At 68.8% G+C, this 23,413-nt stretch carries 17 protein-coding genes; 8 read left to right on the forward strand and 9 right to left on the reverse strand.

The genetic code is table 11. The annotated features are described in order from the left end of the window. Positions 1-270 precede the first annotated feature (270 nt). The 6 genes from O9344_RS18815 (at position 271) to O9344_RS18840 (ending at position 5,901) form a co-directional block, all read left to right on the forward strand. A complete protein-coding gene (locus tag O9344_RS18815; RefSeq protein WP_298480964.1) occupies positions 271-948 on the forward strand; it encodes a hypothetical protein in 678 nt (225 codons plus the stop codon). Position 949: 1 nt separating this feature from the next. Further along, on the forward strand, positions 950-1,504 hold the full coding sequence (locus O9344_RS18820; RefSeq protein WP_298480966.1) for a hypothetical protein: 555 nt from the start codon (positions 950-952) through the stop codon (positions 1,502-1,504). Positions 1,505-1,525: 21 nt separating this feature from the next. Next, positions 1,526-3,391, forward strand: coding sequence for a site-specific integrase (locus O9344_RS18825; RefSeq protein WP_298480967.1), 1,866 nt, complete (start codon positions 1,526-1,528; stop codon positions 3,389-3,391). 166 nt (positions 3,392-3,557) lie between these two features. Beyond that, positions 3,558-3,845 carry a lipoprotein gene (locus tag O9344_RS18830; RefSeq protein ID WP_298480969.1) on the forward strand — a complete coding sequence of 96 codons (288 nt, stop codon included), beginning with the start codon at positions 3,558-3,560 and terminating at the stop codon, positions 3,843-3,845. Between the two features lie 36 nt (positions 3,846-3,881). Further along, positions 3,882-5,147 (forward strand): diaminopimelate decarboxylase, encoded by a 1,266-nt coding sequence (lysA, locus tag O9344_RS18835; protein WP_298480971.1) that lies wholly within the window; start codon positions 3,882-3,884, stop codon positions 5,145-5,147. A gap of 82 nt (positions 5,148-5,229) precedes the next feature. Further along, a complete protein-coding gene (locus O9344_RS18840) occupies positions 5,230-5,901 on the forward strand; it encodes a carbonic anhydrase (RefSeq protein ID WP_298481095.1) in 672 nt (223 codons plus the stop codon). A gap of 72 nt (positions 5,902-5,973) precedes the next feature. On the opposite strand, the gene O9344_RS18845 is transcribed toward O9344_RS18840, so the two are convergent. Beyond that, complete coding sequence (locus tag O9344_RS18845; protein ID WP_298480973.1) at positions 5,974-7,011, reverse strand: aspartate-semialdehyde dehydrogenase; 1,038 nt, start codon at positions 7,009-7,011, stop codon at positions 5,974-5,976. A gap of 362 nt (positions 7,012-7,373) precedes the next feature. On the opposite strand from O9344_RS18845, the gene O9344_RS18850 reads away from it, so the two are divergent. Next, complete coding sequence (locus tag O9344_RS18850; protein WP_298480975.1) at positions 7,374-8,957, forward strand: glucan biosynthesis protein D; 1,584 nt, start codon at positions 7,374-7,376, stop codon at positions 8,955-8,957. A gap of 120 nt (positions 8,958-9,077) precedes the next feature. On the opposite strand, the gene pbpC is transcribed toward O9344_RS18850, so the two are convergent. The 7 genes from pbpC to O9344_RS18885 all read right to left on the reverse strand — a co-directional run bounded on the left by pbpC (position 9,078) and on the right by O9344_RS18885 (position 21,191). Then, positions 9,078-11,132 (reverse strand): penicillin-binding protein 1C, encoded by a 2,055-nt coding sequence (gene pbpC, locus O9344_RS18855; protein ID WP_298480977.1) that lies wholly within the window; start codon positions 11,130-11,132, stop codon positions 9,078-9,080. Continuing rightward, complete coding sequence (locus O9344_RS18860) at positions 11,132-16,510, reverse strand: alpha-2-macroglobulin (RefSeq protein WP_298480979.1); 5,379 nt, start codon at positions 16,508-16,510, stop codon at positions 11,132-11,134. The genes pbpC and O9344_RS18860 overlap by 1 nt, the downstream gene beginning before the upstream one ends. Before the next feature lie 122 nt (positions 16,511-16,632). Further along, complete coding sequence (locus O9344_RS18865; protein ID WP_298480981.1) at positions 16,633-17,613, reverse strand: transketolase C-terminal domain-containing protein; 981 nt, start codon at positions 17,611-17,613, stop codon at positions 16,633-16,635. Then, a complete protein-coding gene (locus O9344_RS18870) occupies positions 17,610-18,605 on the reverse strand; it encodes a thiamine pyrophosphate-dependent dehydrogenase E1 component subunit alpha (RefSeq protein ID WP_298480983.1) in 996 nt (331 codons plus the stop codon). Before O9344_RS18870 ends, O9344_RS18865 begins: the two co-directional genes overlap by 4 nt. A gap of 28 nt (positions 18,606-18,633) precedes the next feature. Then, on the reverse strand, positions 18,634-19,800 hold the full coding sequence (locus O9344_RS18875; protein WP_298480985.1) for an acyl-CoA dehydrogenase family protein: 1,167 nt from the start codon (positions 19,798-19,800) through the stop codon (positions 18,634-18,636). Between the two features lie 5 nt (positions 19,801-19,805). Beyond that, positions 19,806-20,762 (reverse strand): tripartite tricarboxylate transporter substrate binding protein, encoded by a 957-nt coding sequence (locus O9344_RS18880; RefSeq protein ID WP_298480987.1) that lies wholly within the window; start codon positions 20,760-20,762, stop codon positions 19,806-19,808. A gap of 24 nt (positions 20,763-20,786) precedes the next feature. Then, entirely contained in the window at positions 20,787-21,191 is a 405-nt protein-coding gene (locus O9344_RS18885) for a cupin domain-containing protein (RefSeq protein WP_298480989.1), read from the reverse strand. A 239-nt stretch (positions 21,192-21,430) separates the two neighbouring features. On the opposite strand from O9344_RS18885, the gene O9344_RS18890 reads away from it, so the two are divergent. After that, a complete protein-coding gene (locus O9344_RS18890; protein WP_298480991.1) occupies positions 21,431-22,216 on the forward strand; it encodes a hypothetical protein in 786 nt (261 codons plus the stop codon). On the opposite strand, the gene O9344_RS18895 is transcribed toward O9344_RS18890, so the two are convergent. Beyond that, positions 22,217-23,308, reverse strand: coding sequence for a ring-opening amidohydrolase (locus tag O9344_RS18895; protein WP_298480993.1), 1,092 nt, complete (start codon positions 23,306-23,308; stop codon positions 22,217-22,219). Positions 23,309-23,413 lie beyond the last annotated feature (105 nt).

The raw sequence follows: 23,413 nt of genomic DNA on the forward strand, positions 1-23,413 counted from the left end.
TCCGCGGGCGTACGACGCCGGCGAACTTCTCGGCCCGTCAGGACCTCACTCTTCGCATTGTGACCAGTCATAATACCGACATTACTCCTACCTCTTAGCAAAGTGGGAGACCCTGTCCGGGCACTTAAGGGGCTAATTCACAGCTTCGCTGACGGTAGACATTTCGGAGAGCTTCTCTGCCGCGTGTTGGCGCTACCTCCGTCGACCGCACGAGTTCCGATTATTCACGGCAGCCTGATTGCGGATGCACTGGGCAGGAACGGCGTTCGGTTGATCATCGTTGAGAACGCCGATCGCCTGGTCGCAAATGGATGTGCATCGGCGAATGCAATCCATACGCTGACCAACGTTGTCTTGGAGATGCAGAAGAGGCATGGAAACCTCGGGATTGTTGTCGTCGGTCGAGCCTCGTCGACCATATTCGCGAACGCGCTAGCGCACGATCTTGGTGAGCCAGCGCAGCGCCACAGAATGGGCCCACACGAGCGTTCGCTGGCTTTCATCCTCAATCAGGTGGAGGTTTTCACATCCCTGCAAATCCTCAGTCTGAACGCACTCGATAGCGAAGCGCCCGTTTACGACGAGAACATCGCGAACCACAGTCGACAGATAACGCTCGCTACCGGTGGGCGTGTCGGCATGATCGCACGCCTGTTCATCATGGCGTGGCAAAACGCCGCCAGCGCAAAGCAGACTCCCGTATCGCTCGATCATTTCGCGCAGGCTTGGGAGAGCGTATCGCACGACCCCGAATGGTGCACTAGGGCCTACGGAAATCCTTTCAAGGCGAGCTCGATCAAGGATGATGCCTTGATCGAAGTTCTCCGTGCCAGCCTCGATATTGCAGTTGCGCCGGACTCTCCTTCGGTCACGCCTGCGCGAGGCGGGGAATCCGAAGTCCTCAAGGCTCGCACGCCGCCGAACCGCCGAATGAAGGCGGCACTCTGACATGCAGGAACTCAAGACACACGGTACGCGAAACTGGAACCTTGGGACAGAAGAGAGCTTACTGGGGTTTGTATGTCGTTTCGCGGTGGCGACCAACGTCTGGCCCAGCCAAGTCGGCCTCGCCATCGGCATCAAACAGGGGCCTTGGACTCAATTACTTTACCGCCGTGATCTGGCGCGTCCTCTAAGTCGCTTGACCGGTGTGGATATCGCCACCTTGCATTGGGCCCAATTCCAGCTCTCCGACGGTGACCGTGTGCTCTTCCGAGATACGGTGATCCCCCGTCGCAGCATAAACGCGGTTAGCAGGCTGACCGATGCCTCGGGCTCAAACGTTCACAAGGCGTCCTGGCTTATCCAAGACCTAATGGCCACTGGCAAAAGCGAGCCCGCGATGACTGACCGCTGCCTGCGCGGCGGACGCGTGTTTTGGACGCGCTTGGACCCCCGCTGCGCAGCAAACTGCAAGCTCTCGCGCTCGATTGGATTTAACCATTCCAATGAAAATCCTGCAAAGGACGACGTTCTTCGCGCACAGCGCGCTTGTTCTGTCTAGGAAATCGAAAACAATCTCAGCATGCAGCTGTTTGACGACGAGATTCGACACGATCTTATCCTGGACCTTCCGGGGCCGCTGGCCGTGGTTGTCTCACGTTGGCTTTGCGATCTCGAAATTCGTGGCTTCGCCCCCGCTACAGTTAGTCTGAAGCGCCGGGCGATCGTCGCGATTTATCGCGATTTGCACCCAAAACACTGGGAAAATACAAGCCGCGTATTGAAGTCCCCCCTCGAAGAGGACCTTGAGTCGCTTGAACGACGGTGGCGGAGCGAGGGACTTTCTGCGAGCACCTGTGACGGCCGGATCGCCGCCTGGCGCTCATTGATTAAGTTTGAAGCTGGAGTGGTCGGCGCAAGCGCCTTGCGTGGGATGCTTCGCTACGGCGCCCGCCGCCGTCATGCGCGCGCTGCTACACGGAAGCCTGTGTCGCGTGCCGAGCAGCAGCTTGCCTTTGAATTCTTCTATTCAAGTCATGCAGCGGAATCCCCGGGATTGGAACCGACCTTGCCGAACTGGGTCGTCGCGCGCGACTACGCGATGATGCTCGTGATGGCGGATACCAATGCAACTCCATCCGAGATCTGTCGTATGCCCCAGGTACTCAAGCAGCTGGACGGCAAAAGAGCCGTCTGGGTTTGCAAGGGTGATTTACAACACGGCCACCTGCAGCAGATCCGTCTGGAAACACAGGACGCGATCGAAAAGTATCAGGCAGCGTGTCCATTCCGTCCGCAGGGTGGGGATTCCCCTCTTTTTGTCGGGCGGCAGGGTGAAACCCTCAGGCCTCGTGCAGTCCAGGACGGGCTTCAGAACGTCGGGCGAGCGGCAGGATTGATGCAGCCACTGACGTCAACTGGCATGAAATACGGCTTCGGCCAGGCACTGGCTCAGGCCGGCGAATCCCATTTGACAATCATGAAGCGGCTGGGATTGACCACCGTCACCTGCGCCTTGCGCGCAACCGGATGGGATGCGGAGCAGCATGCGTTGCTCCCAAGCATTGCCCGGGACGATCTCGACAATGAGGATGAGATGGCTTCCAAGCTGGCGCGTCGCTTTATGGCCTACCTGCTGCAGCAGACAGACATGGGCATCTACACAATCGCGGCTTACGGGGGCGACGCGGAAAAATTCCTGACTTTCGTTGCGAAGCAGGGGCTGGAGCCATACGAAATCGACCGGACCAGCATCGACAGGTTCTCGGCCACGCTGTTGAACACACAAGCCAAAGCAACCGCGGCAAGGGCGGTGTTATCCGTGAACTGGCTCCTGAGGTTCATGAGCCATGAATCGCTTATTGCGTTCAACGCGGTGACAGGGCTCATCGAGCCGATCGCTCGGGATGAGGAGCCCGTCCTGACCAGTCCGAGCTTGGTCGACGCGGCTCTCAGCCGTCTGGATGCGACCCCAGACTGCTGTAGCACAAGCCTAGCTACGGCGATTGTGTCGCTCGCCGGGATCGAAGGACTTACTCTCGATGAGCTGCGTTCACTGACCCGTGCGGAGGCCTGCACCGCGTTTTCTTCGGGCCCCACAGCATGGCGGATCAAACGGTTCATCGGGCTCACGCCAGACATCCCGGCCGAGCTTCCCTTGGCCTATCTCCCGACCCAACGAGCTGACACTCCTGCTCGGATTACCGTTCGAAGGCTTCTTGCCAAAGAACTTTGCCGAATTGGATTCGCCGCGATGACACCTCGCCAACTGCGAGGTTCAGCGATTGTGCGAAAGCTGCAATCGGAGCCTGATCTGGGCGAGGTTGCGCGATGGGCCCGTCTTGCGAACCCCGATCGTCTGATCCCGTACATCAAGGCAACGGAAAGCCTTCGGGATAAGGCGGCCAACGACAACGCCGAAGCGCCCGCAGCCCGCACCGCCGCCTAGGATGGCCGGATTGGCCTGACAAATTGCTTGCGCGCTTTGGACTCCGATCCAGCCGAAAAAGACTCAGATCTAGCCGAAGCTTCTACGCTGCGCGCTGCGACCCCCTCGCAGTCCTTTGCCTCATCCGCTATGGTCCGGCGCGAACATTCGCCCGAGGGCTTCCGTCTTGACCGCATCGCTTTCCCGTCGCACCGCTCTCCTCGCCGTCGTCGTGGGCGCCGTGGCGCTCGGCGGCTGCGGCCGTCGCGGTGGCCTCGAATTGCCGGGCGAGACGCCCGCCACCATCGGCGGGCCGACGCCGCCGAACCTGCCGCCGCGCGCGGAAGCCGCGGCCGATCCCGCCAATCCTGCCCAGCGCGAGGCCGGCCCGCGCCGCGACTACGACCGCAACCGTCCGGTCGGCCGCGGCCAGCTCGTGCCTTCCGGCCAGTTCATCCTCGATCCGCTGCTCTGAGCGGCCCTTCCGCCGCCAACGCCGAACGCACCTCCCATGCATCATTTCGCCTATCGCGACGGCCGCCTCCACGCCGAGGACGTGCCGCTCGAGACCATCGCGGCCGAAGTCGGCACGCCGTTCTACTGCTATTCCACGGCGACGCTGGAGCGGCACTACCGCGTCTTCACGGAAGCCTTCGCCGGGCTCGACACCCTCGTCTGCTACGCCATGAAGGCGAACTCCAACCAGGCGGTCATCGGCACCCTCGGCCGCCTCGGCGCCGGCATGGACGTGGTCTCGGGCGGTGAACTGAAGCGGGCGCTGTCCGCCGGCATTCCGGGGAATCGCATCATGTTCTCCGGCGTCGGCAAGACCGAGGCCGAGCACGCGGCGGCGCTCGAGGCCGGCGTCTTCTGCATCAATGTCGAGAGCGAGCCGGAAGTCGCGCAGCTGTCGCGTGTCGCAACCTCACTCGGCAAGACGGCCCACATCTCCTTCCGCGTCAATCCGGATGTCGACGCCAGGACCCACGCCAAGATCTCGACGGGCAAGAAGGGCGACAAGTTCGGCATCCCGATCTCGACGGCGCGCGAGGCCTATGCCCGCGCCGCCAAGCTGCCGGGCATCCACATCGCCGGTATCGACATGCATATCGGCTCGCAGATCACCGACCTGCAGCCCTTTGACGATGCCTATGCCCTGCTGGCCGAGTTCGTCGGCACGCTGCGCGCCGACGGCCACGCCATCGACCATGTCGATGTCGGAGGCGGCCTCGGCATCCCCTATCGCGACGACAACGAGCCGCCACCCGAACCGGTGCGCTATGCCGAGGTGGTGAAGCGCCACACGGCCTCGCTCGGCTGCCGCGTCATCATGGAGCCGGGACGGATGATGGTCGGCAATGCCGGCATCCTCGTCACCCGCGTGATCTATGTGAAGGAGACGGAGGGCCATACCTTCGTCATCGTCGACGGCGCGATGAACGACCTCATCCGCCCGACGCTCTACGACGCCCACCACGAGATCCGCCCGATCAAGGAGCCCGTGCCGGGTGCGCCGAAGCCGAAGGTCGATGTGGTCGGCCCGATCTGCGAGAGCGGCGACTATCTGGCGCTCGGCCGCAAACTGCCGAAGGTCGGCCCCGGCGATCTCCTCGCGGTGATGACGGCCGGTGCCTATGGCGCGGTCCAGGCCGGCACCTACAACACCCGGCCTCTCTCGCCAGAGGTGCTGGTGAAGGGCGCCGACTACGCCATCGTCCGCCCGCGCCTCGATGTCGAGGCCATCATCGCCATGGACAGGCTGCCCGGCTGGCTCTGAAACCCAGCCCTGCCGAAAGCCCGATTGACCGACCGGGAACAAGGGTCTTCAAGCACGGTTTGAACCGTCACGGAGCCCCATGATGCTGCCAAAGCGCCTGGTCGACGGCTATGCCTCCTTTCTGGAAGGCCGCTTTCCGCAGGAATCCGAGCGCTACCGGCAGCTCGGCGAAGACGGCCAGAGCCCGAAGACCATGGTCGTCTCCTGCTGCGACAGCCGCGTCTCGCCGGAGGTCATCTTCGACGTCGGACCGGGCGAACTCTTCATCGCCCGCAACGTCGCCAACCTCGTACCGCCCTATGCCCCGGACGGTAGCCAGCACGGCACCTCGGCGGCGCTCGAATTCGCCGTTCAGGCCCTGCGCGTGTCCGACATCGTCGTGCTCGGCCATGCCCGCTGCGGCGGCATCCGCGCCTCGGTGGCGGAGGACGCAGAGCCGCTCTCGCCCGGCGATTTCATCGGCAAGTGGATGTCGATGATCGCGCCCGCCATCGACAGCCTCGGCCCACGCGGCAACCGGCCCATGGCCGACTATCTGAGCGCGCTGGAGCGCGCCTCGGTCGTCCATTCGCTGGCGAACCTGCGCACCTTTCCCTGCGTGAACATCCTCGAGCAGCGCGGACGGCTCCGCCTGCACGGCGCCTTCTTCGGCGTCGCCACGGGCGTGCTCAGCGTGCTGGACGAAGCGTCAGGCGTCTTCGAGCCGGTGCTCGACGCGCCGGGCAAGGTCTTCGCCTGCTCGGCGGCAAGCTGAAAGCCCCAAAGCAAGACGGCGGACCCGAAGGCCCGCCGTCGCAGCATAAGAATGTGGAAGCTGTCGCGGCGATCAGGCCGCCGCTTTCGCCCGCGGCTGGATGAGCTTGCGGTTGATCAGCACCTCGGCGATCTGCACCGCATTGAGGGCCGCGCCCTTGCGCAGATTGTCGGAGACGCACCAGAAGGCGAGGCCGTTCTCAACGGTCGCGTCCTCGCGGATGCGCGACACATAGGTCGCATCCTCGCCGGCGGCGTCGAGCGGGGTCGCGTAGCCGCCGTTCTCGTGCTTGTCGATGACCAGCACGCCGGGGGCCTGGCGCAGCACCTCGCGCGCCTCGTCGGCGGTGATCGGCTGCTCGCACTCGATGTTGACGGATTCCGAATGGGCGATGAAGACCGGCACGCGCACGCAGGTCGCGGTCAGCTTGATCTTCGGGTCGAGGATCTTCTTGGTCTCGACCGTCATCTTCCATTCCTCCTTGGTGAAGCCGTCCTCCATGAAGACGTCGATATGGGGAATGAGGTTGAAGGCGATGCGGGCCGGGAACTTCTTGGTCTCCGGGTCCTTCATCGAATAGAGCGCCTTGGTCTGGCGATCGAGCTCGTCCATGCCCTCCTTGCCGGCGCCGGAGACCGACTGGTAGGTCGAGACGACGACGCGCTTGATGCCGAAGCGGTCGTGCAGCGGCTTCAGTGCCACGACGAGCTGGGCGGTCGAGCAGTTGGGGTTGGCGATGATGTTGCGCTTGGAAAAGCCGGTGATCGCATCGGCGTTCACCTCAGGCACGATCAGCGGCACATCGGAATCGTAGCGGAAGGCCGAGGAATTATCGATCACCACGCAGCCCTGGGCGCCGATCTTCGGCGACCATTCCTTCGACACGGCACCGCCGGCCGACATCAGGCAGATGTCGGTATCGGAGAAGTCGTAATGCTCAAGAGCCCTCACCTTCAGCACCTTGTCGCCGAAGGAGACCTCCTGGCCGACCGAGCGGCGCGAGGCGAGCGGAACGACCTCGGAAACGGGGAACCCGCGCTCCTCGAGGATGGCGAGCATTTCGCGGCCCACATTGCCCGTGGCACCCGCGACGGCGACCTTGTAACCCATGATCTGGCCTCTTTCGGCTATGGTTCTCCCCCGGGACCGGACCGCGATCGGGTCCGTTGGCGCCCATCTCCCCGTCGGGGGAGCACCCGGAAGCGAGGACGAAGCGTCAGCCTGCCGTGCCGCGCGTGGCGACCGGCTTGGTTTTCGTCGTCGTTTTGGTGCGACCGAAAGCCATGGCTGGGATGGGGTGTCCTCGGCGGAAGTGCCGTGAGGCCAGCGAAAAACACCAGGTGCGGCGAAATGTCAATCGCGCTAAGGGCTCAGGGCTGGCAAGGGCACGACCCCGGGCACGAATGCGCCCAAGTTTCGCCCGGAAGGCCATGCCATCACGGAGGGGGCCTCGCCGCCCATTCGAGACAGAGATGACCCAGACGCTGACCCGCCGGAACCTCCTCGCCGTCACCGCCGCCGCCGGCCTCGCGCCCCTCCTTGGAGACGGTGCCGAAGCGGCGACCGCCCTGCGCTTCGGCCAGCCCGCGCCCTTCTCCTACAATGCGCTGAAGCAGATGGCCGCCGCCCGCGCCGGCCGGCCCTATGTCGCGCCGACCCGGCCGAACCCCGATGTCGTCCGCCGCATCGACTATGACGCCCATGGCAAGCTGCGCTTTGACAAGGACGTCGCCCTCTTCGGCGAGGGTCCCGGCGCCTATCCCGTCACCTTCCAGCATGTCGGTCAGTTTTTCCCCAAGACCGTCTCCATGCATGTCGTGCAGGGCGAGACGGCCCGCGAGATCCTCTACGATCCCCGCTACTTCACCATCGGCCCGGACCATCCGGCCTCGGCCTTGCCGGCCGAGCCCTCCGCCTTTGCCGGCCTGTGGCTGCAGGAGGCCAAGTCCGGCCCTTGGAAGACGCAGGAGCCCTGGGCGACCTGGCTCGGCGCCTCTTACTTTCGCGGCGTCGGCGAGCTCGGCCAGGTCGGCCTCTCCGCCCGCGGCCTTGCCCTTTCCCCCGGCCAGGCTCCGGGCCCCGAGGAATTCCCCGATTTCGTATCCTTCTGGATCGCCCCAGCGGCGAGCGAAGCCGATCCCGTCACGCTCTACGCGCTCCTCGACTCGCCCTCGCTGTCGGGCGCCTACCGCTTCCTCTGCAGGCGTACCAGTGGCGTCGTCATGGACATCGAGGCGACGCTGCATTTCCGCCAGCGCGTCACCCATCTCGGCGTCGCGCCCCTCACCTCCATGTACTGGTACTCGGAGACGATCTCCTCCCGCACCATCGACTGGCGGCCGGAGGTGCATGATTCCGACGGCCTCGCCATCTGGACCGGCGGCGGCGAGCGCATCTGGCGCCCGCTCAACAATCCGCCGCGCACCATGACCTCGAGCTTCGTCGACGAGCGCCCCCGCGGCTTCGGCCTCCTCCAGCGCGACCGCGAGTTCCTGCACTATCTCGACGGCGTGAAATACGAGAAGCGCCCCTCCGCCTGGGTCGAGCCGCAGGGCGACTGGGGCCGCGGCGCGGTGCAGCTCGTCGAGCTCAACACCGACGACGAGATTCACGACAACATCGTCGCCATGTGGGTGCCGGAAGTGCCGGGCGAGCCGGGCCAGCCCCGCGAGTTTCGCTACCGGCTGCACTGGCTCGCCGACGAGCCCTATCCGACGCCGCTGGCGCGCGTCGTCGCCACGCGCCTCGGCCGTGGTGGCCAGCCCGGCCAGCCGCGCCCGCAAGGCGTGCGCAAGTTCCTCGTGGAGTTCGCCGGCGGCCCGCTCACCAGCCTGCCCAAGGGCACCCTGCCCCGCCCGGTGCTTTGGGCCTCGCGCGGCACCTTCGGCGAGTACCAGTACACCGAGGCCGTGCCCAACGACGTGCCCGGCCACTGGCGCACCCAGTTCGACCTCAAGGTCGAGGGCAACGAGCCCGTCGAGATGCGCTGCTACCTCCGCGTCGGCGACCAGGTGGCGTCCGAGAGCTGGCTGTATCAGTACCATCCGGGGGCGTGAGCCCTCACAGGGGTCGCGATGCGTGCCTCCTGAACCTCGACCGTCATGCCCGCCCTCGTGGCGGGCATGACGCGGAGAGGGCATTGGGCACCTGCCCACGGCGCCGCCTCCAGCCTCCCGCTACTCCACCCGCACCGTCACCGAGGCGCTGCGGCCCTCGCCGTCCACGACCGACAGCGTGGTGAAGCCCGGCCCGTCCGGCTGCACATTGACCTGCCGCTGCGCGCCAAAGCGCCCGGCAGGGCGACCATCGAGCAGCACGGTGAAGGGCGGGCGGCCGCCCGTCGTGCGCACCACCAGCGGGTCCATCTCGCCGCGCACCGCGCCAAGATCGACGCGCACGCCGTCCGGCGGGAAAGCGATCTTCAGGTCGCGTGTGTCGCTTGCCTCCGCGCGCGCCGGACCGAAACGGCGGAGAGGAGCCGGCAGCTGCGCATGGGAAAGCGCCGTTGCGCTCACCGGGCGCGGCGGCAGGGCCGCCGGCGCGCCGAGCCGCGCAAAGGCGTCGAACAGGATCGGTGCCGCCGCCGTTCGCCCGGTGATCCCCGGCACCGAGGAGCCATCGGGGCGACCGACCCAGACGGCGATGGTGCGGCGGCCGTCGAAGCCCACCGCCCAGGCATCGCGGAAGCCGTAGGACGTACCGGTCTTGTAGGCGAGGCGGCCGGTCAGCGCCGCATCCGGCGCGGGCGCCTCGGTGAGGATGTCGCCGACATGCCAGGCCGCGGCCTCATCGGTGACGGGCCGGCCGGCAAGCTGCGGCGCGCCCAGCCGCTCGACGAGGGCCGGCATCTCGCCACCCCGGGCAAGGCCCGCATAAAGCGCCGCAAGGTCGGCGAGGCGCAGGCCGACGCCGCCGAGGCCAACCGCAAGGCCCGGCACCTCGCCGCGCGGCAGCTGCGGGCGGATGCCGGCCTGTTCGAGCCGCGAGAAGAAGCGCTGCGGCCCCACCGCCTCCAGCAACGCCACCGCCGGCACGTTCAGCGACATCTGCAGCGCGACGCGCGTCGACACCGTGCCCTGATAGCCGCGGTCGAAATTGGCCGGCGCATAGGTGCCGAAGCGCGACGGCCGGTCCTCGATCAGCGTCTCGGGATGGGCGAGGCCCGCCTCATAGGCCATGGCGTAGATGAAGGGCTTGAGCGTCGAGCCGGGCGAGCGCACCGCCCGGGTCATGTCCACCGCACCCTGCCGCTCCGTATCGAGCGGATCGGCGGCGCCGATGCGGGCGATGACCTCGCCGCTGCGGTGATCGATGGCGATGAGCGCGCCGGAGAGCCGCGCGCCTTGAGCCCTCACGCGATCGCGCAGCAGCGTCTCCAGCGCCTCTTGCGCCGTGCGGTCGAAGGCCATGCGGTGGACGCGGCGGGCGGGCTCGGCAGCGATCGCCTCGTTCGCCGCATGCCAGGCGAAGGTCGGCATGGGCCGGCGGGCCACCGGCACGCGCTCGGCCTTGCCGGAGGCGACCTGTTCGGGCTTGAGCACGCCTGCGAGCAGCATCCGGTCGAGCACGCGGTCGCGGGCGCGCCGCGCGGCTTCGGGGTGGCGGTCGGGCCGCCGCGCTTCCGGCGATTGCGGGATGGCAACGAGGAGCGCAGCCTCGCCCGGCGACAGGCGGCGCGGCTCCTTGCCGAAATAGGCGAGCGAGGCAGCGCGGATGCCCTCGACATTGCCGCCGTAAGGAGCGAGCGACAGGTAGAGGTCGAGCATACGCGGCTTGCCGAGCTCGCGCTCGAGCCGGACGGCGCGGGCGATCTCGCGCAGCTTCACGCTGAGCGACCGGCCGTCCTCGCGCTTGTCGATGAGCCGCGCCACCTGCATCGACAGGGTCGATCCGCCGGAGACGATGCGGCCATGGCGCAGCCACTGGCCAGTCGCGCGCGCGAGCGCGAGGGGGTCGACGCCGGGATGATGGGCGAAGCGGCGGTCCTCGAAGGCGGTGAGCATCTTCAGGAACAGCGGGTCGACCTCGGCGACGGCGCCGGGGAAGCGCCACATGTCGTCGTCGGTCTGGAAGGGGCGCAGCAGCCGGCCGTTGCGATCCACCACCTCGCGCGAATAGGGCGTCGCAGCCCCGTCCGGCCCCGCGCCGGCCCGATGCAGCGCCACGAGCCCGCCGGCGCCGGCAAGCACGAGGCCGCCGGCGGCGAGCGCGAGAAGGCGGCGCCAGCCCATCAGCGGCCCGCCGTGACCTCGGTCTGGGCGGTGGCGGTGCGCGCCGCCCGCTCGGGCCGGTACATGTCCTCGATGGTTGCTGGCGGCACGAGATAGCGGCCCGGCGTCACCGCGCGGATCATGTAGGCCACCTGCCAGGTGCCGGCGGCCTCCGAGGTCCGGCTATAGGCGGCCATGAACCGGTCGTCGCGGAAGGCCTTGTAGTCCGGCTGGACGGCTTCCGCCGGCAGCCATTTCAGCGCTGAGGTCTCGGCCGAGGCGATGAGGCTCGGATTGTCGATCTCGAAGCCGGCGGGCAGGCGGTCGACCAGCATGATCTGGCCAAGCTGGGGCTGCGCCTCCGTCACCTGCAGCACCACCACAAGCCGCGTGCCCTGGGCGACACGGGCGATGTCGGCGGGCTGGCCGGTGAGCGTCATGTAGCGCCGCTGCAGCGTGAAGCCGCTCGCCGCCGCAGGTTCCGGCGTCGCCGGGGTGCCGGTGACGGTGACAACGGCGCGCGCCGCCTCCGGCCCGGTATTGCGCAGCGTCAGGCCGGTGCCGAGCTCGTCCGAGCGGATGGTGCGGGCGAGCGCCCCCTCATGGGCGGCGCCGCCGACATCGAGGCGGATGCGCTTCGCATCCTCGATCAGCGCCTGCGCCGCCAGCACCAGCCAGACCTTCTCCTGGGTGGAGAGGAAGCGGGTCCGGCCGCGCAGGTCCTCGACGACGCGCTGGGCGTCGGCGACGATGCGGCGCGTGACCCGCGCCTCGACGCCGAGCGCCATGATGGCGGCGGCGTCGCGCAGCCGCGAGCCGTAGTCGAAGCGGCCCATGTCGGTCTGGCCGCGGGCGGTGAGCAGCGTCACCGCCGAGGCCATGACCCGCTCCGCCCTGCCCATGTCGCCCATGAGGGCTAGGGCCGCGCCGAGCTGGCCGCGCGCCACAGGCGTGCCGATCTCGTTCAGCTGGGTATCGGCGAGCCAGCGCAGCTCGGAGAGCGAGCCGCGGCCGTTGCGGGCGAGGACGTAATGCGCATAGGCGAGGTCCATGCCCTTGTTGTCACCGACGCCGTTGGTGGAGACGACGAGGGTGCGCAGCCGTTCGATGGCGAGGTTAAACGCCGTCGTCGGGATGCCGTAGCCCTTCTCCTTCGCCCGCGACAGGAAGTCGGTCACATAGGCGTCGAGCCAGGGATCCTCGTTGGCGCCCGCATTCCACAGGCCGAAGGAGCCCGAGCCGGAGGCGCGCGACAGGATGCGCTCGATCGAGTCGGCGATGCGCTCGCGCACCGGCGTCTCGAGCCCGAGCCCACCCTCGGCGGCGGAGAGCACGTCGAGATAGAGCAGCGGCAGGGCCCGCGAGGTGATCTGCTCGGTGCAGCCGAACGGATAGCGGTCGAGCGCCAGGATCAGGCCCGGCACGTCGATGGCCGTGGACGGGCCGACCGAGACAGCGACCTTCGCCGATCCGCGCAGGAAGTCGCCGAGCAGGTCGTTCGACACGGTCACCGACTGGCCGGGCTCCATGGTCAGCACCGTGCGGCGGGTGATGTCCGGCAGGGCCGGGCGCACGCCGAGCGCATAGCGCGAGGTGACATCGAGCCCGTTCGGTCCGGTGAGCTGCACCGACAGGTGGCCGACGCCGAGCCCGCTTGCCGCGAGCGGCAGCGAGACCGAGCCGCGGCCGCCGCTGGCGCCAAGCTGCACCGTCGCCTCCGTCTGCGACAGCCGCAGCGGGCCCTCGGGCCGCACGGTGACGCGATAGGCACCGGCCGGCCCCTCGGCATTGACGAGGTCGAGCCGCGCCGTGGCACTGTCGGCATGGCCAAGCACGCGCGGCAGGGTCGCCGTGACCACCACGGGATCGCGGGCGATCACGTCGCGTGACGCCGAACCGTGCTTGGTCGTGGTCCAGGCCATGGCCATGAGCCGAACCGTGCCGTTGAAGTCGGGGATGTCGAACACCGCCTCGGCCGTGCCGTCGGGGCCGACAGTGAGGATGCCGGAGAACAGCGACAGCGGCTGCTGCGCCGGCGGCGCACCGGAGAAGCGGTTGCCCGGACCGTCGCCGCCGGAGCGGATGGAGCCGCGCACGGCCGACATGCCATCGATCAGCAAGCCGTAGAGGTCGCGCACCTCCGCCGAGAGCCGGCGCTGGCCGAGATAGTGCTCCTCGGGCTTCGGCGGCTGGTAATTCGTGATGGTGAGGATGCCGAGGTCGACGGCGGCAACCGTGACCCGTGCCTCCTCGCCGGGGGAGAGGCCCTCGACCTTCACCGGCACGCGCAAGGCGGTGCGCGGCGCCATCTTCTCCGGCGCGTCGAGCGTCACCTTGAGGCGGCGGGCCTCGGCGTCGATGCCGAACCAGGCGAGGCCGATCGCGCGCCCGGGCATGCGCGAGGCGGCGGCGTCCAGCGGCCGTCGCACGAAGACCGTCGCATAGGCACCCGAGCCCCAGTCGCGGCCGACCGGCACCTCGATGGTCGAGCGGCCCTGCGGCACGTCCACGGTGCGCTCGACGAGCAGCCGGTCGCCCATGACGGCGAGCGTGGCCGAGCCGGCGAAGCGGGCGTTGATCGACACCGTCATGGTCTCGCCCGACGCATAGGACGGCTTGTCGAGGCTCATCTCCAGCACGTCAGGCGTATCGGCCGTGCCGCCGGCGCCATAGCCGGATTCGAAGATCACCGTGGTCATCGGCCCGGCGACATCGCCGCCCGACGTAACTTCGAGGCGGTACTTGCCCCAGGGCACCGGTGCGCCGATGCGCGGCGCCGCGCCCGTGGTGGTCGCCTGCACCTCGCCATCGGCGACCCGGCGCGTCGTGACCACCGACTGGCTCGACCAGCCCGACATGCCGCGGGTCCAGATCCAGCGCGTCTCGAGGCGCAGCAACTGCCAGGTAAGCGGCGCGGCGCGGCGGGTGCGGCCGTCGGCGGCCACCGCGATGAGCTCGAAGGACGCCGTCTCGTTCTCGCCGACGCGGTCACCCTCGAAGAGCGGCTTGACGCCGATCAGCGGCGTGCCCGGCAGCACCGGCAGCGTCGCGGTGCGCTCCACGGCGCGCCCACCCGGCTCGGCGACCCGAACCTGCAGGCGGGCCGAGAGCGGCCGCGTCGTGTCCTCCATGCGCGGCAGGCGCGCCGCGATGGTGGCCTTGCCGGCGTCGTCGGTGGTCAGCCCGTCGGGCAGCGGCTCGCGATCGCGCTTCGCCTCTTCGTCGCCAAGGCCGAAGCGGAAGCCGGGAAAGTCCGGCAGGCCCGGCGTCGTCTCCATGACGACCTCGCCCTCGATGCCGAGATTGGCGCCGGGCATGCCGAAGAGGTAGCGCGCATCGACGGTCGCGCCGAAGGGCGCGGTGCGGGCGAGGCGCTGCTCGGTCGGCGTCAGCTCGAAGGCGATGCGGTCGGGCACGAAGTCCTCGACCATGAAGCGCACCTCGCCGGCTGTCGGCGCGCGCGGATCGGTGATGGCGCGGATGCGCCAGGTGCCGGTCGGGGCCGAGGAGACGATCGGGATGGGCACGGCGCGGGCGCCAGCGCCCTGGTCCTGCGAGACGATGCGGCGATATTCGACGCCGTCCGGTCGCTCGACCACGAGGGTCAGCGGCAGGCTCGGCACCGCATCGCCCTTGGCGTCGCGCAGGAGGGCGGTGAGATAGACCGTCTCGCCCGGGCGGTAGATGCCGCGCTCAGGCACGAGGAAGGCGTCGAGCGGGCCCGTGACCTCGCGGCCCGCGACGCCGCGATCGGAGAGGTCGAAGGCGGGCTGGCGCAGGTTGAGGAAGGAATAGTCGCCCTGGCCCGTCTGGGCGACGAGCAGCGCCGGGGCCTGCGAGCCCTCGCCGCGGGTGAGGCCGGGGGCGAAACGGACGCGGCCAGACGTGTCGGTGCGGCCGGTGCCGAGCACCTCGTTGTTGCGGGCGAGCAGCCGCACCTCGACATCGGCCAGCGGCTTCGCCGAATTCAGCGAATGGACGAAGCCGTGGACGCCGTCGATGCCCGAGAGCGCAGTCAGGCCGAGGTCGGAGACGATGAACCACTGGGCGACACGGCCGTCGCCGCTGTAATCCTCGCCCTCAGGCGGCCGCTGGGCATTGGTCGGCTTGGCGGTGACGACATAGACGCCGGGTTCGAGCGTCCGCACCGCCTCGTCGATCGGCAGGGCCGTGGCCACATCGGCGTTGAGGCGGTTCTCGGTCTCCAGCGTGCCCTTCCAGACGCGGATGCCGCGCTCGGCAATGAGCTGCTGCATCTCGAAGCTTTCGAGCGGCTTCGGGAACTCTTCCTGGATCGTCTGGGCGATGGAGCGGTCGCCCATGCGGACGATCTCGACATCCACCGAGGCGAGGTTGACGGTGACCACCGGCAGGCCGCGCTGGCCGGTGCGCGGCAGCACATAGGAGCGACCGGAGAAGCGCACCGCCGGGGTGCGGTCGCGAACATAGACGGTGACGTCGATGTTGCGGGTCAGGCTCTCACCGGGGATCTCGGAGGGCAGGCCCTCGCGGACCTGGAACGTGTAGCGCTCGCCATGGCGCAGCCCGTCGACACAGATCTGCCGGTCCTCGACGGTGATCGGCGGATTGTTGACGCCGGTCTGCCTGATATAGGGGGCGAAGTCGGTGCGGCCGCGCTTCAGCGCCTCAGTGAAGACGAAGCAGGCGCGCGGGCGCGTGGCGTCGGAATCGACCTTGGTCTCGCGGAAGCGAAAGCCATGCTGCTCGCGCAGGCGATTATAGGCATCGCGCGCCTCGGGCGTGTCGCGGGTCTCGACGACGAGGCGGGCCACGTCGATGGCCGGCCGCCACTGCTGCCGCGCCACCAGCACCTGGCGGATATGGGCCAGGGCGAAGGCCTCCTCGTTGCGGTTGGCCGAGCGGCGATAGGCCATATAGGCCGAGCCCATGATGTCGTTTTGCAGCTGTTCGCGCTCGCGCCATTCATTGGTGCGGACGCCGGACAGCGCCTGCGAATAGCGCACCCAGGGAGCCGAATCCGTGCCGGAACGCAGCGCGATGGATTCCCAGGCGCGGGCGGCGGCGCGGAAGTCGCCGCGCGTGGCGGCCGCGGCGGCGTCGCGGCGGATGTCGGCGATGGGACGGCTGTCGGCGGCCTGCTTCGTTGCGATCGAGGCCTCGAAGCGGCGGGCCTGCTCGGCGAGGTCGTCGCGCTGGAAGGCGCGCAGCGGCGGCAGGGCCGGGGCGGGCGACGCCGGGCTGCGCTGGGGCTGCGGCTGGGTGGCATCGGGGCGGCGCTGGGGCGGAGGCGGGGCCTGGGCGAGATCGATGAGCTCAGGCTCGGACGTCTGCGCGCGCACCGGCGTGAGCGGCGAGAGACCCAGAATAGCGGCGACGACAAACGGCCCCGCGGCCGCAACAAGACCTCGGATGCGCATGGTTCCTGCCCTCACTCGCGTGCCGATCGCCCGACGGCCGCATCACGGACTGTCCCATCCGCCCATGACGCGAACAATAAGGGCTGATACGTAATTCCCCTAAGCGGAAGGGTGAGGCGGCCTCATCCCGCCATGACCGCCTTGGCAGCAGCGACGATCTTTGCCGGGGTGACCTTCACGGCATCTTCCAGCGGTGGCGAGAAGGGCACGGGGATGCGCGGCGCGCCGAGCCGGCGGGCGGCCTTCACCCTTGCCGGGCCGAGGCGCTCGATCACGGTGGAGACCACCTCGGCGCCAAAGCCGGCTGCCGTCACGGCCTCCTGGACCACCAGCAGCCGCCCGGTCTTCTCCACCGAGGCGCAGACCGCCGCCTCGTCCCAGGGCCAGAGGGTGCGCAGGTCGATGACATCGGCAGCGATACCCTCCGCGGCAAGCGTTGCCGCCGCCTGCTCGACCGCCGGCAGGATCGCCGACCATGAGACGAGGGTGAGATCACGCCCCTCGCGCACGGTCCGCGCCTTGCCGAAGGGGATCGGCTCGATGACCTGGGCCACCTCGCCGGTGAGCGGAAAGAGGTTCTTCGGATCGAAGAACAGCACGGGATCATCAGAGCGGATGGCGCTGACCAGCAGTCCCGCCGCATCGGCCGGGGTCGAGGGCGTCACCACGATGACGCCGGGCAGGTGGACGAACCAGGCCTCCAGCATCTGGCTGTGCTGAGCCGCCGAGTTACGCCAGATGCCGTGCGGCATCCGCACCACGACGGAGGGCTTCGCCTGGCCGCCGAACATGTAGCGGATCTTGGCGATCTGGTTCACCAGCTCGTCCATGGCGCACATGACGAAGTCGAAGATGCGCATCTCGATGATCGGCCGCGTGCCGACCAGCGCCGCGCCGAGCCCGGCGCCCATGATCACCGATTCCGAAATGGGCGTGGAGACAACCCGCTCCGGCCCGAATTCCGGGAGGAAGTCCTTGTACTGGCCGTAGAGGCCGCCGCGGGCGACATCCTCGCCGAGGACCCAGACGGTGGGGTCGCGCCGCATTTCCTGCAGGGCGGCGAGGCGGACAGCCTCGACCAGGGTGACCGACTGCCCGCTCATGCCGAAACTCCCGAATAGGCGACCGCGCCGACGTCCTGCACATCCTCGTAGGCGATGGCCTCCTGCGGCCAGGGCGCCGCCTTGGCGTCGGCCACCGCCGCATCCATCTCCTCGCGCGCGGCCTTGCGGACAGCGTCGAGATCCGCCGCCGCGATCCCGCGCTCGGCGAGGACCACCGCCAGCCGGTCGATCGGGTCGCGCGTCTTCGCCTCCTCGACGCTGGCCGGGTCGCGCCAGGCGGCGGCATCGGTCGAGGTGTGGCCGGTGATGCGGAAGGTGCGGGCGTGAAGGAGCCGCGGCCCCTTGCCGGCGCGCACCTCGGCGACCAGCCGCGCCGCCGCCTCATCCACCGCCATGACGTCGTTGCCGTCGACGCTCACCCCCGGCACGCCGAGAGCCTCGGCGCGCGCCATGACGCCCGGGCCGGCCGTCACCGTGTCGGTGGCGGTGAAGGCGGAAACGCCATTGTCCTCGCAGATGAAGAGAACGGGGAGCTGGTAGAGCGCCGCCCAGTTCAGCCCTTCGAGGAAGGGCCCGCGGTTGATGGCGCCGTCGCCGAAGAAGCACACCGCGATGGCGCTCGAGCGCATCATCTTGAGGCCCTGCGCCGCGCCGACCGCGATGGGGATGCCGCCGGAGACGACGCCGTTCGCCCCGAGCATGCCGACCGAGAAGTCGGCAATGTGCATGGAGCCGCCCTTGCCGCGGCAATGGCCGCCGTCGCGGCCGAAGAGCTCGCGCATCATGCCCTGGACCCCCGCGCCCTTGGCGATGGCGTGGCCATGACCGCGATGGTTCGAGGTGATGCGGTCCTCGGTGGCAAGGTTCAGGCAGACGCCGGTCGCGACCCCCTCCTGGCCGATGGAGACATGCAGCGGCCCGGGCACGACGCCCTCCTTGTGGGCGTTGAGCGCCGCGGTCTCGAAGGCGCGGATGCGGCACATGGTGCCGAAGAGATCCAGCAGGCGCTGGACATTGTGGGTGCTCTGCATCGGCTCTGGTCCAGGGTGAGGTGGCGCGTCAGTAGGATTTCGGGAGGTCGAGGACCTTCTCCGCAATGAAGGAGAGGATGAGCTGGGCAGAAACCGGCGCGAGGCGGGGGATCCAGGCCTCGCGCAGGTAGCGCTCGACATGGAACTCGCGGGCATAGCCCATGCCGCCGAGCGTCATCACGGCTGTTTCGCAGGCGCGGTAGCCGGCCTCCGCCGCCAGATATTTGGCGGCATTGGCATGGGGACCGCAGGGCTCGCCGCGGTCATAGAGCGTCGCCGCCTTGAGCATCATCAGCTCGGCCGCTTCCAGCTCCATCCAGCGCTCGGCTAGGGGATGCTGGATGCCCTGGTTCTGGCCGATGGGCCGGTCGAAGACGCGGCGGTCCTGGGCATAGGCGCTGGCCCGCTTCAGCGCGGCGCGCCCGAGGCCGATGGCCTCGGCGGCGATGAGGATGCGCTCGGGGTTCAGCCCGTGCAGGATGATGTCGAAGCCCTTGCCCTCCTCGCCGATGAGGTCGGCGGCGGGCACGGGCAGGCGGTCGAAGAAGACCTGGTTCGAATCGACGGCCTTGCGGCCCATCTTGGCGATCTCGCGCACCTCGACATGGGCGCGGTCCAGCGTCGTGTAGAACAGCGACAACCCGTCGGTGCGGCGTTTGACATCGGAGAGCGGCGTGGTGCGCGCCAGCAGCAGGATCTTGTCGGCGACCTGCGCCGTCGAGGTCCAGATCTTCTGCCCCGTGACCACATAGACATCGCCCTGCCGCTCGGCCCGCGTCTTGATCTTCAGCGTGTCGAGGCCGGCATCGGGCTCGGTCACGCCGAAACAGGCCTTCTCGCGCCCCTGGATCAGCGGCGGGAGCATGCGCGCCTGCTGCGCCTCGGTCCCTTTCACCACGACGGGGTTGAGCCCGAAAATATTGAGATGGATGGCGGAGGCCCCCGACATGCCGGCGCCGGAGGCGGCGATCGCCTCCATCAACAGCGCTGCCTCGGTGATGCCGAGGCCCGAGCCGCCATGGGCCTCCGGCATGGCGATGCCGAGGAAGCCGGCCTCGGCGAAGGCGGCATGGAAATCGTGCGGAAAACCGCCCTTGGTGTCGCGCTCGAGCCAATAGTCGTCGCCGAACCGACTGCAGAGGCGGATCACCGCCTCACGCAGGGCCTGCTGATCGGCTGAGAGCGAGAAATCCATGGTGCTCATTGCGGCTCGATGCCGGCGTCCTTGATCATCCGCGCCCAGGTGACCAGTTGCGCCCGCACGAAGGCGTCGAGCTCGGCCGGCGTCTGGGCGAAGGCGTCGAAGCCGATCTCGGCGAATTTCTTCACGAGCTCCGGATCGGTGGCGATGGCCGACAGTTCGCGGTTGAGGCGCTGCACCACCTCCGCCGGCAATTTCGCAGGACCGAAGACGCCGTTCCACGAGGTGATGTCGAATTCGGCCACGCCCGCCTCCTGCATCGACGGCAGGTCCGGCAGGAGTTTCGAGCGCTCCGCCGTGGTCACCGCCAGCGCCCGGAGCGCACCGGCATTCACCTGCGTCAGGGACGCGGTGATGTCGACGAACATCATGGAGATGCGCCCGCCGATGATATCGGTGATGGCCGGCGGGGTAGAGCGATAGGGCACGTGCAGCACGTCGATTCCCGCCCGTCGCGCGAAGGTCGCGCCCGCAACGATGCCGGTGGAATTGCCGCTGGCATAGGTCAGCTTGCCGGGATTGGCCCTGGCATGGGCCACGAGCTCTTTCACCGATGTCGCCGGTATCTTCGGGTCGATGACCAGCAGGAAGGGCAGGTTCCCCATTCGCGCCACCGGCGTGAAGTCGGCGACAGGATCATAGGGGATGGACTTCAACAGGCTCGGATTGGCCGAATGCGACGTGTTGGTCGTCATGAACAGCGTATGGCCGTCGGGTTCGGAGCGGGCCACGAAGGTCGCCGCCACCGATCCGTTGGCGCCGGCCCGGTTCTCCACCACCACGGACTGGCCGAGCCTTGTGCCCAGCTGCTGGGCGACGATGCGCGCCACGGTGTCGGTGCCGCTGCCCGCGGCGAAGGGAACGACCAGGGTCACCGGCCGCACCGGATAGGCACGAGCGGCTGAGGCCACGCCCATTGCGGCGGCCCCGGCGAGAAGCGCGCGTCGGTCGATCATGCTCGTCCTCCCTCGGCCAGCCGGTCAGCGGCGGCGAATGACCCGTTCGGGGTTCTCTTCGTAAGGCGGGGTGTAGATGACGAGGACGCGCACGGGCGTCTCGCTGGTCACCGTGAAGACATGCTCCATGCCGGCGGGAAAGAAGCAGGAATCGCCTGGCCGCATGGTGAAGCGCTGGCCATCGACCTCCGCCTCGGCCGTGCCGGCGAGCAGGTAGCAGATCTGGTCGATGCCGGGATGGGCATGGGGCAAGGCGCCATTGCCGCGCTCGATGGTGCCGATGAGCATCTCGACGCTCTCGGCCCCCACCGTCTCGCGGCTGATGAGCCGACGGTTCAGCGTGCCGGTGTGGTTGGCGGGGTGATAGCCCGGAACGTCCTCTTCGCGGACGTGGTAGCGGCGCGCGGCGCGCCCGGCCGAAGCCGTCATGTCATGCCTCCCGTCGCCGGTCTGTCGCCGGCTGATGCCCGTCGCAGCGGGTCGTTGGCCGCGAGTGTGAGGACGAGGGCCAAGGTGTCAAGCGAAGGGCGGGCATGACTGGCCCCCGCCGAAAGGCCCGGCTGGCGCGGTTGCGGGAGGGGTGCAGGATGGCGACAGTGCCGGCCCCTCGATCCGACGGCCCGATCATGACAGCGCCTCAACCTTCAGCGCCTATCGTCCTCGACAGCGTGACCCACCTGACGGCCGATGCGCGCGGCCGCATCGCCGTCTGCGCCTCGCATGGCGCCGTCTATGCCGCCTGGTACGGCGCGCGGAAAGGCGTCGGCGCCCTGATCCTCAACGATGCCGGCATTGGCCGCGAGCAGGCGGGGATCTCGGGCCTTGCCTTCCTCGACGGCCTCGGCGTGCCCGGCGCGACGGTCGCCCACACCTCCGCCCGCATTGGCTGGGGCGCCGACATGCCGGCGCGCGGCGTGCTCTCCTTCGTCAATGCCGCCGCGGCGAGCCTCGGCCTGCGGCCCGGCATGGCCTGTGCCACCGCCCTCGACATCCTCGCCGCTGCGGACCTGACACCGGCCCCCGAGCCCGCACCCCTGGCCGAGGCCCGCCACGCGATCGCCGAGGCGGGCGCAGGAGGCGTGAAGGTCTTCGTCCTCGATTCCAACGGTCTTATCGGTCCGGAGGATGCTGGCCACGTCGTCGTCACCGCCTCCCATGGCGGCCTTCTCGGTGGCCGCCCGGAGACGGCGGTGAAGGCGCAGGTCCTCGCCGGCCTCTATGTCGATGCCGACCGCGGCCTCGACGATGCCGGGATCTCGCGTCTGCCCGCCCTCCAGGACCGCGGCATTGCCGGCGCGACGGTCTCCGCCTTCTCCGCCCGCATCGGCGATGGGCTTTCGGTCTGGGAGGACGGCTTCATCTCCGCCCTCAATCCCGAAGCCGCGCGGCGCGGCGGCATGATCGGCCAGTCCACCCGCGATTTCGTCGCGGCGATGGTCGCCTCCGCGACCTGATCAGCCCTTCCGGGCGATGACCGCCACCGGCCCGCCGCCCGGCGGCCCCTGATGCTCGGCGCCGCCGGAGACATAGATGTCGGTGCGGCCGACCACCCCGGCCAGCGCCCCCGCGACGAAGGCGCGGGCATGACGGGTGGAGGAAATGTCGGAATCGTCGAGCATCGTGTGCCGCGCGCCGCGGACCTGACCGTCTGGCGAGGCTTCCGCCTTGGCAAGCAGCGCCACGAGACGGTCCCGCGCCGCCTGTCCGAGCTGGCCCGGCGCGCCAAGACCGAGCCGCGCCAGCGCCGCCCGCACCGGCTCCACGTCGATGGCGTCGCCCATGACGGCGTGGTCGATGGCGAGGGGACCCGACCAGCTCTTCGACATGCCGAGCACGACGATCTCGTGGTTGAGGAGTTCGACCCCGGCCGAGGCGCTGGCGCGGCCTGACCAGAGCCCGAGGTCGCGGCCGATCTGGGCGTCGGTGAGATCACTTTCCGCGATCTCAGCCAGCGCCACGGCGACGCCGAGCGACGAGGCGCCGCGCGACAGGCCCATGGATTTGAGCGTGTCGCGGACGGCGACGCTGGCGCCGCGCGCTTCCGCCTCGCCAATGCGCTGGGCGGTCAGCAGCGGGCACTTGATCTGGACGAAATGGACATCGGCCGGGTCGGTGAGCCCCGCCTGTGCCATGGCAGCGCGCACGCCCGCCGCCACCTGCCGCACCTGTCCGAGCCGGCCGAGATCCTCCGCCGGGAGTGCGGCGGTGTGGACGCGGCCGATGGCCAGCGCCGGACCCGGCTCGCCCTCGCCCTCGACGCGCTCGAAGACGGTCCAGTGGGGCGTCATGGCGCCTTCGGTGCCGCCGGACATGACATAGCAGACCGCTTTCGCGCGCTCCTCGCCGATATGGCGGGCCAGCGCCAGGGTCAGCGACTGGGTGGCGAAGCCGCGCGTGAAGTCGTTGACGCAGCCATTGCCCTCGGTTTTGCCGAAAATGGCGAGGATGCCGGCCGGGTCGATGGTTCCCGCCGCGATGGCGGATTCGAGCCCCGCAGCGTCGTCGGGACCCTGGGCGATGATGCGGTGGACGCGGGCGATCGGCATGGCTTATCGGGCTCCGGAGGTCAGATGTCAGGCGGCCCTTAGGGTTTTGCTTGACAGGCGGGGGTCCTGTCACTATCCCGTCGCGTCTCCGAACAGGACCAAGCT

Source organism: Phreatobacter sp. (genome assembly GCF_027532945.1).
GTDB lineage: Bacteria > Pseudomonadota > Alphaproteobacteria > Rhizobiales > Phreatobacteraceae > Phreatobacter.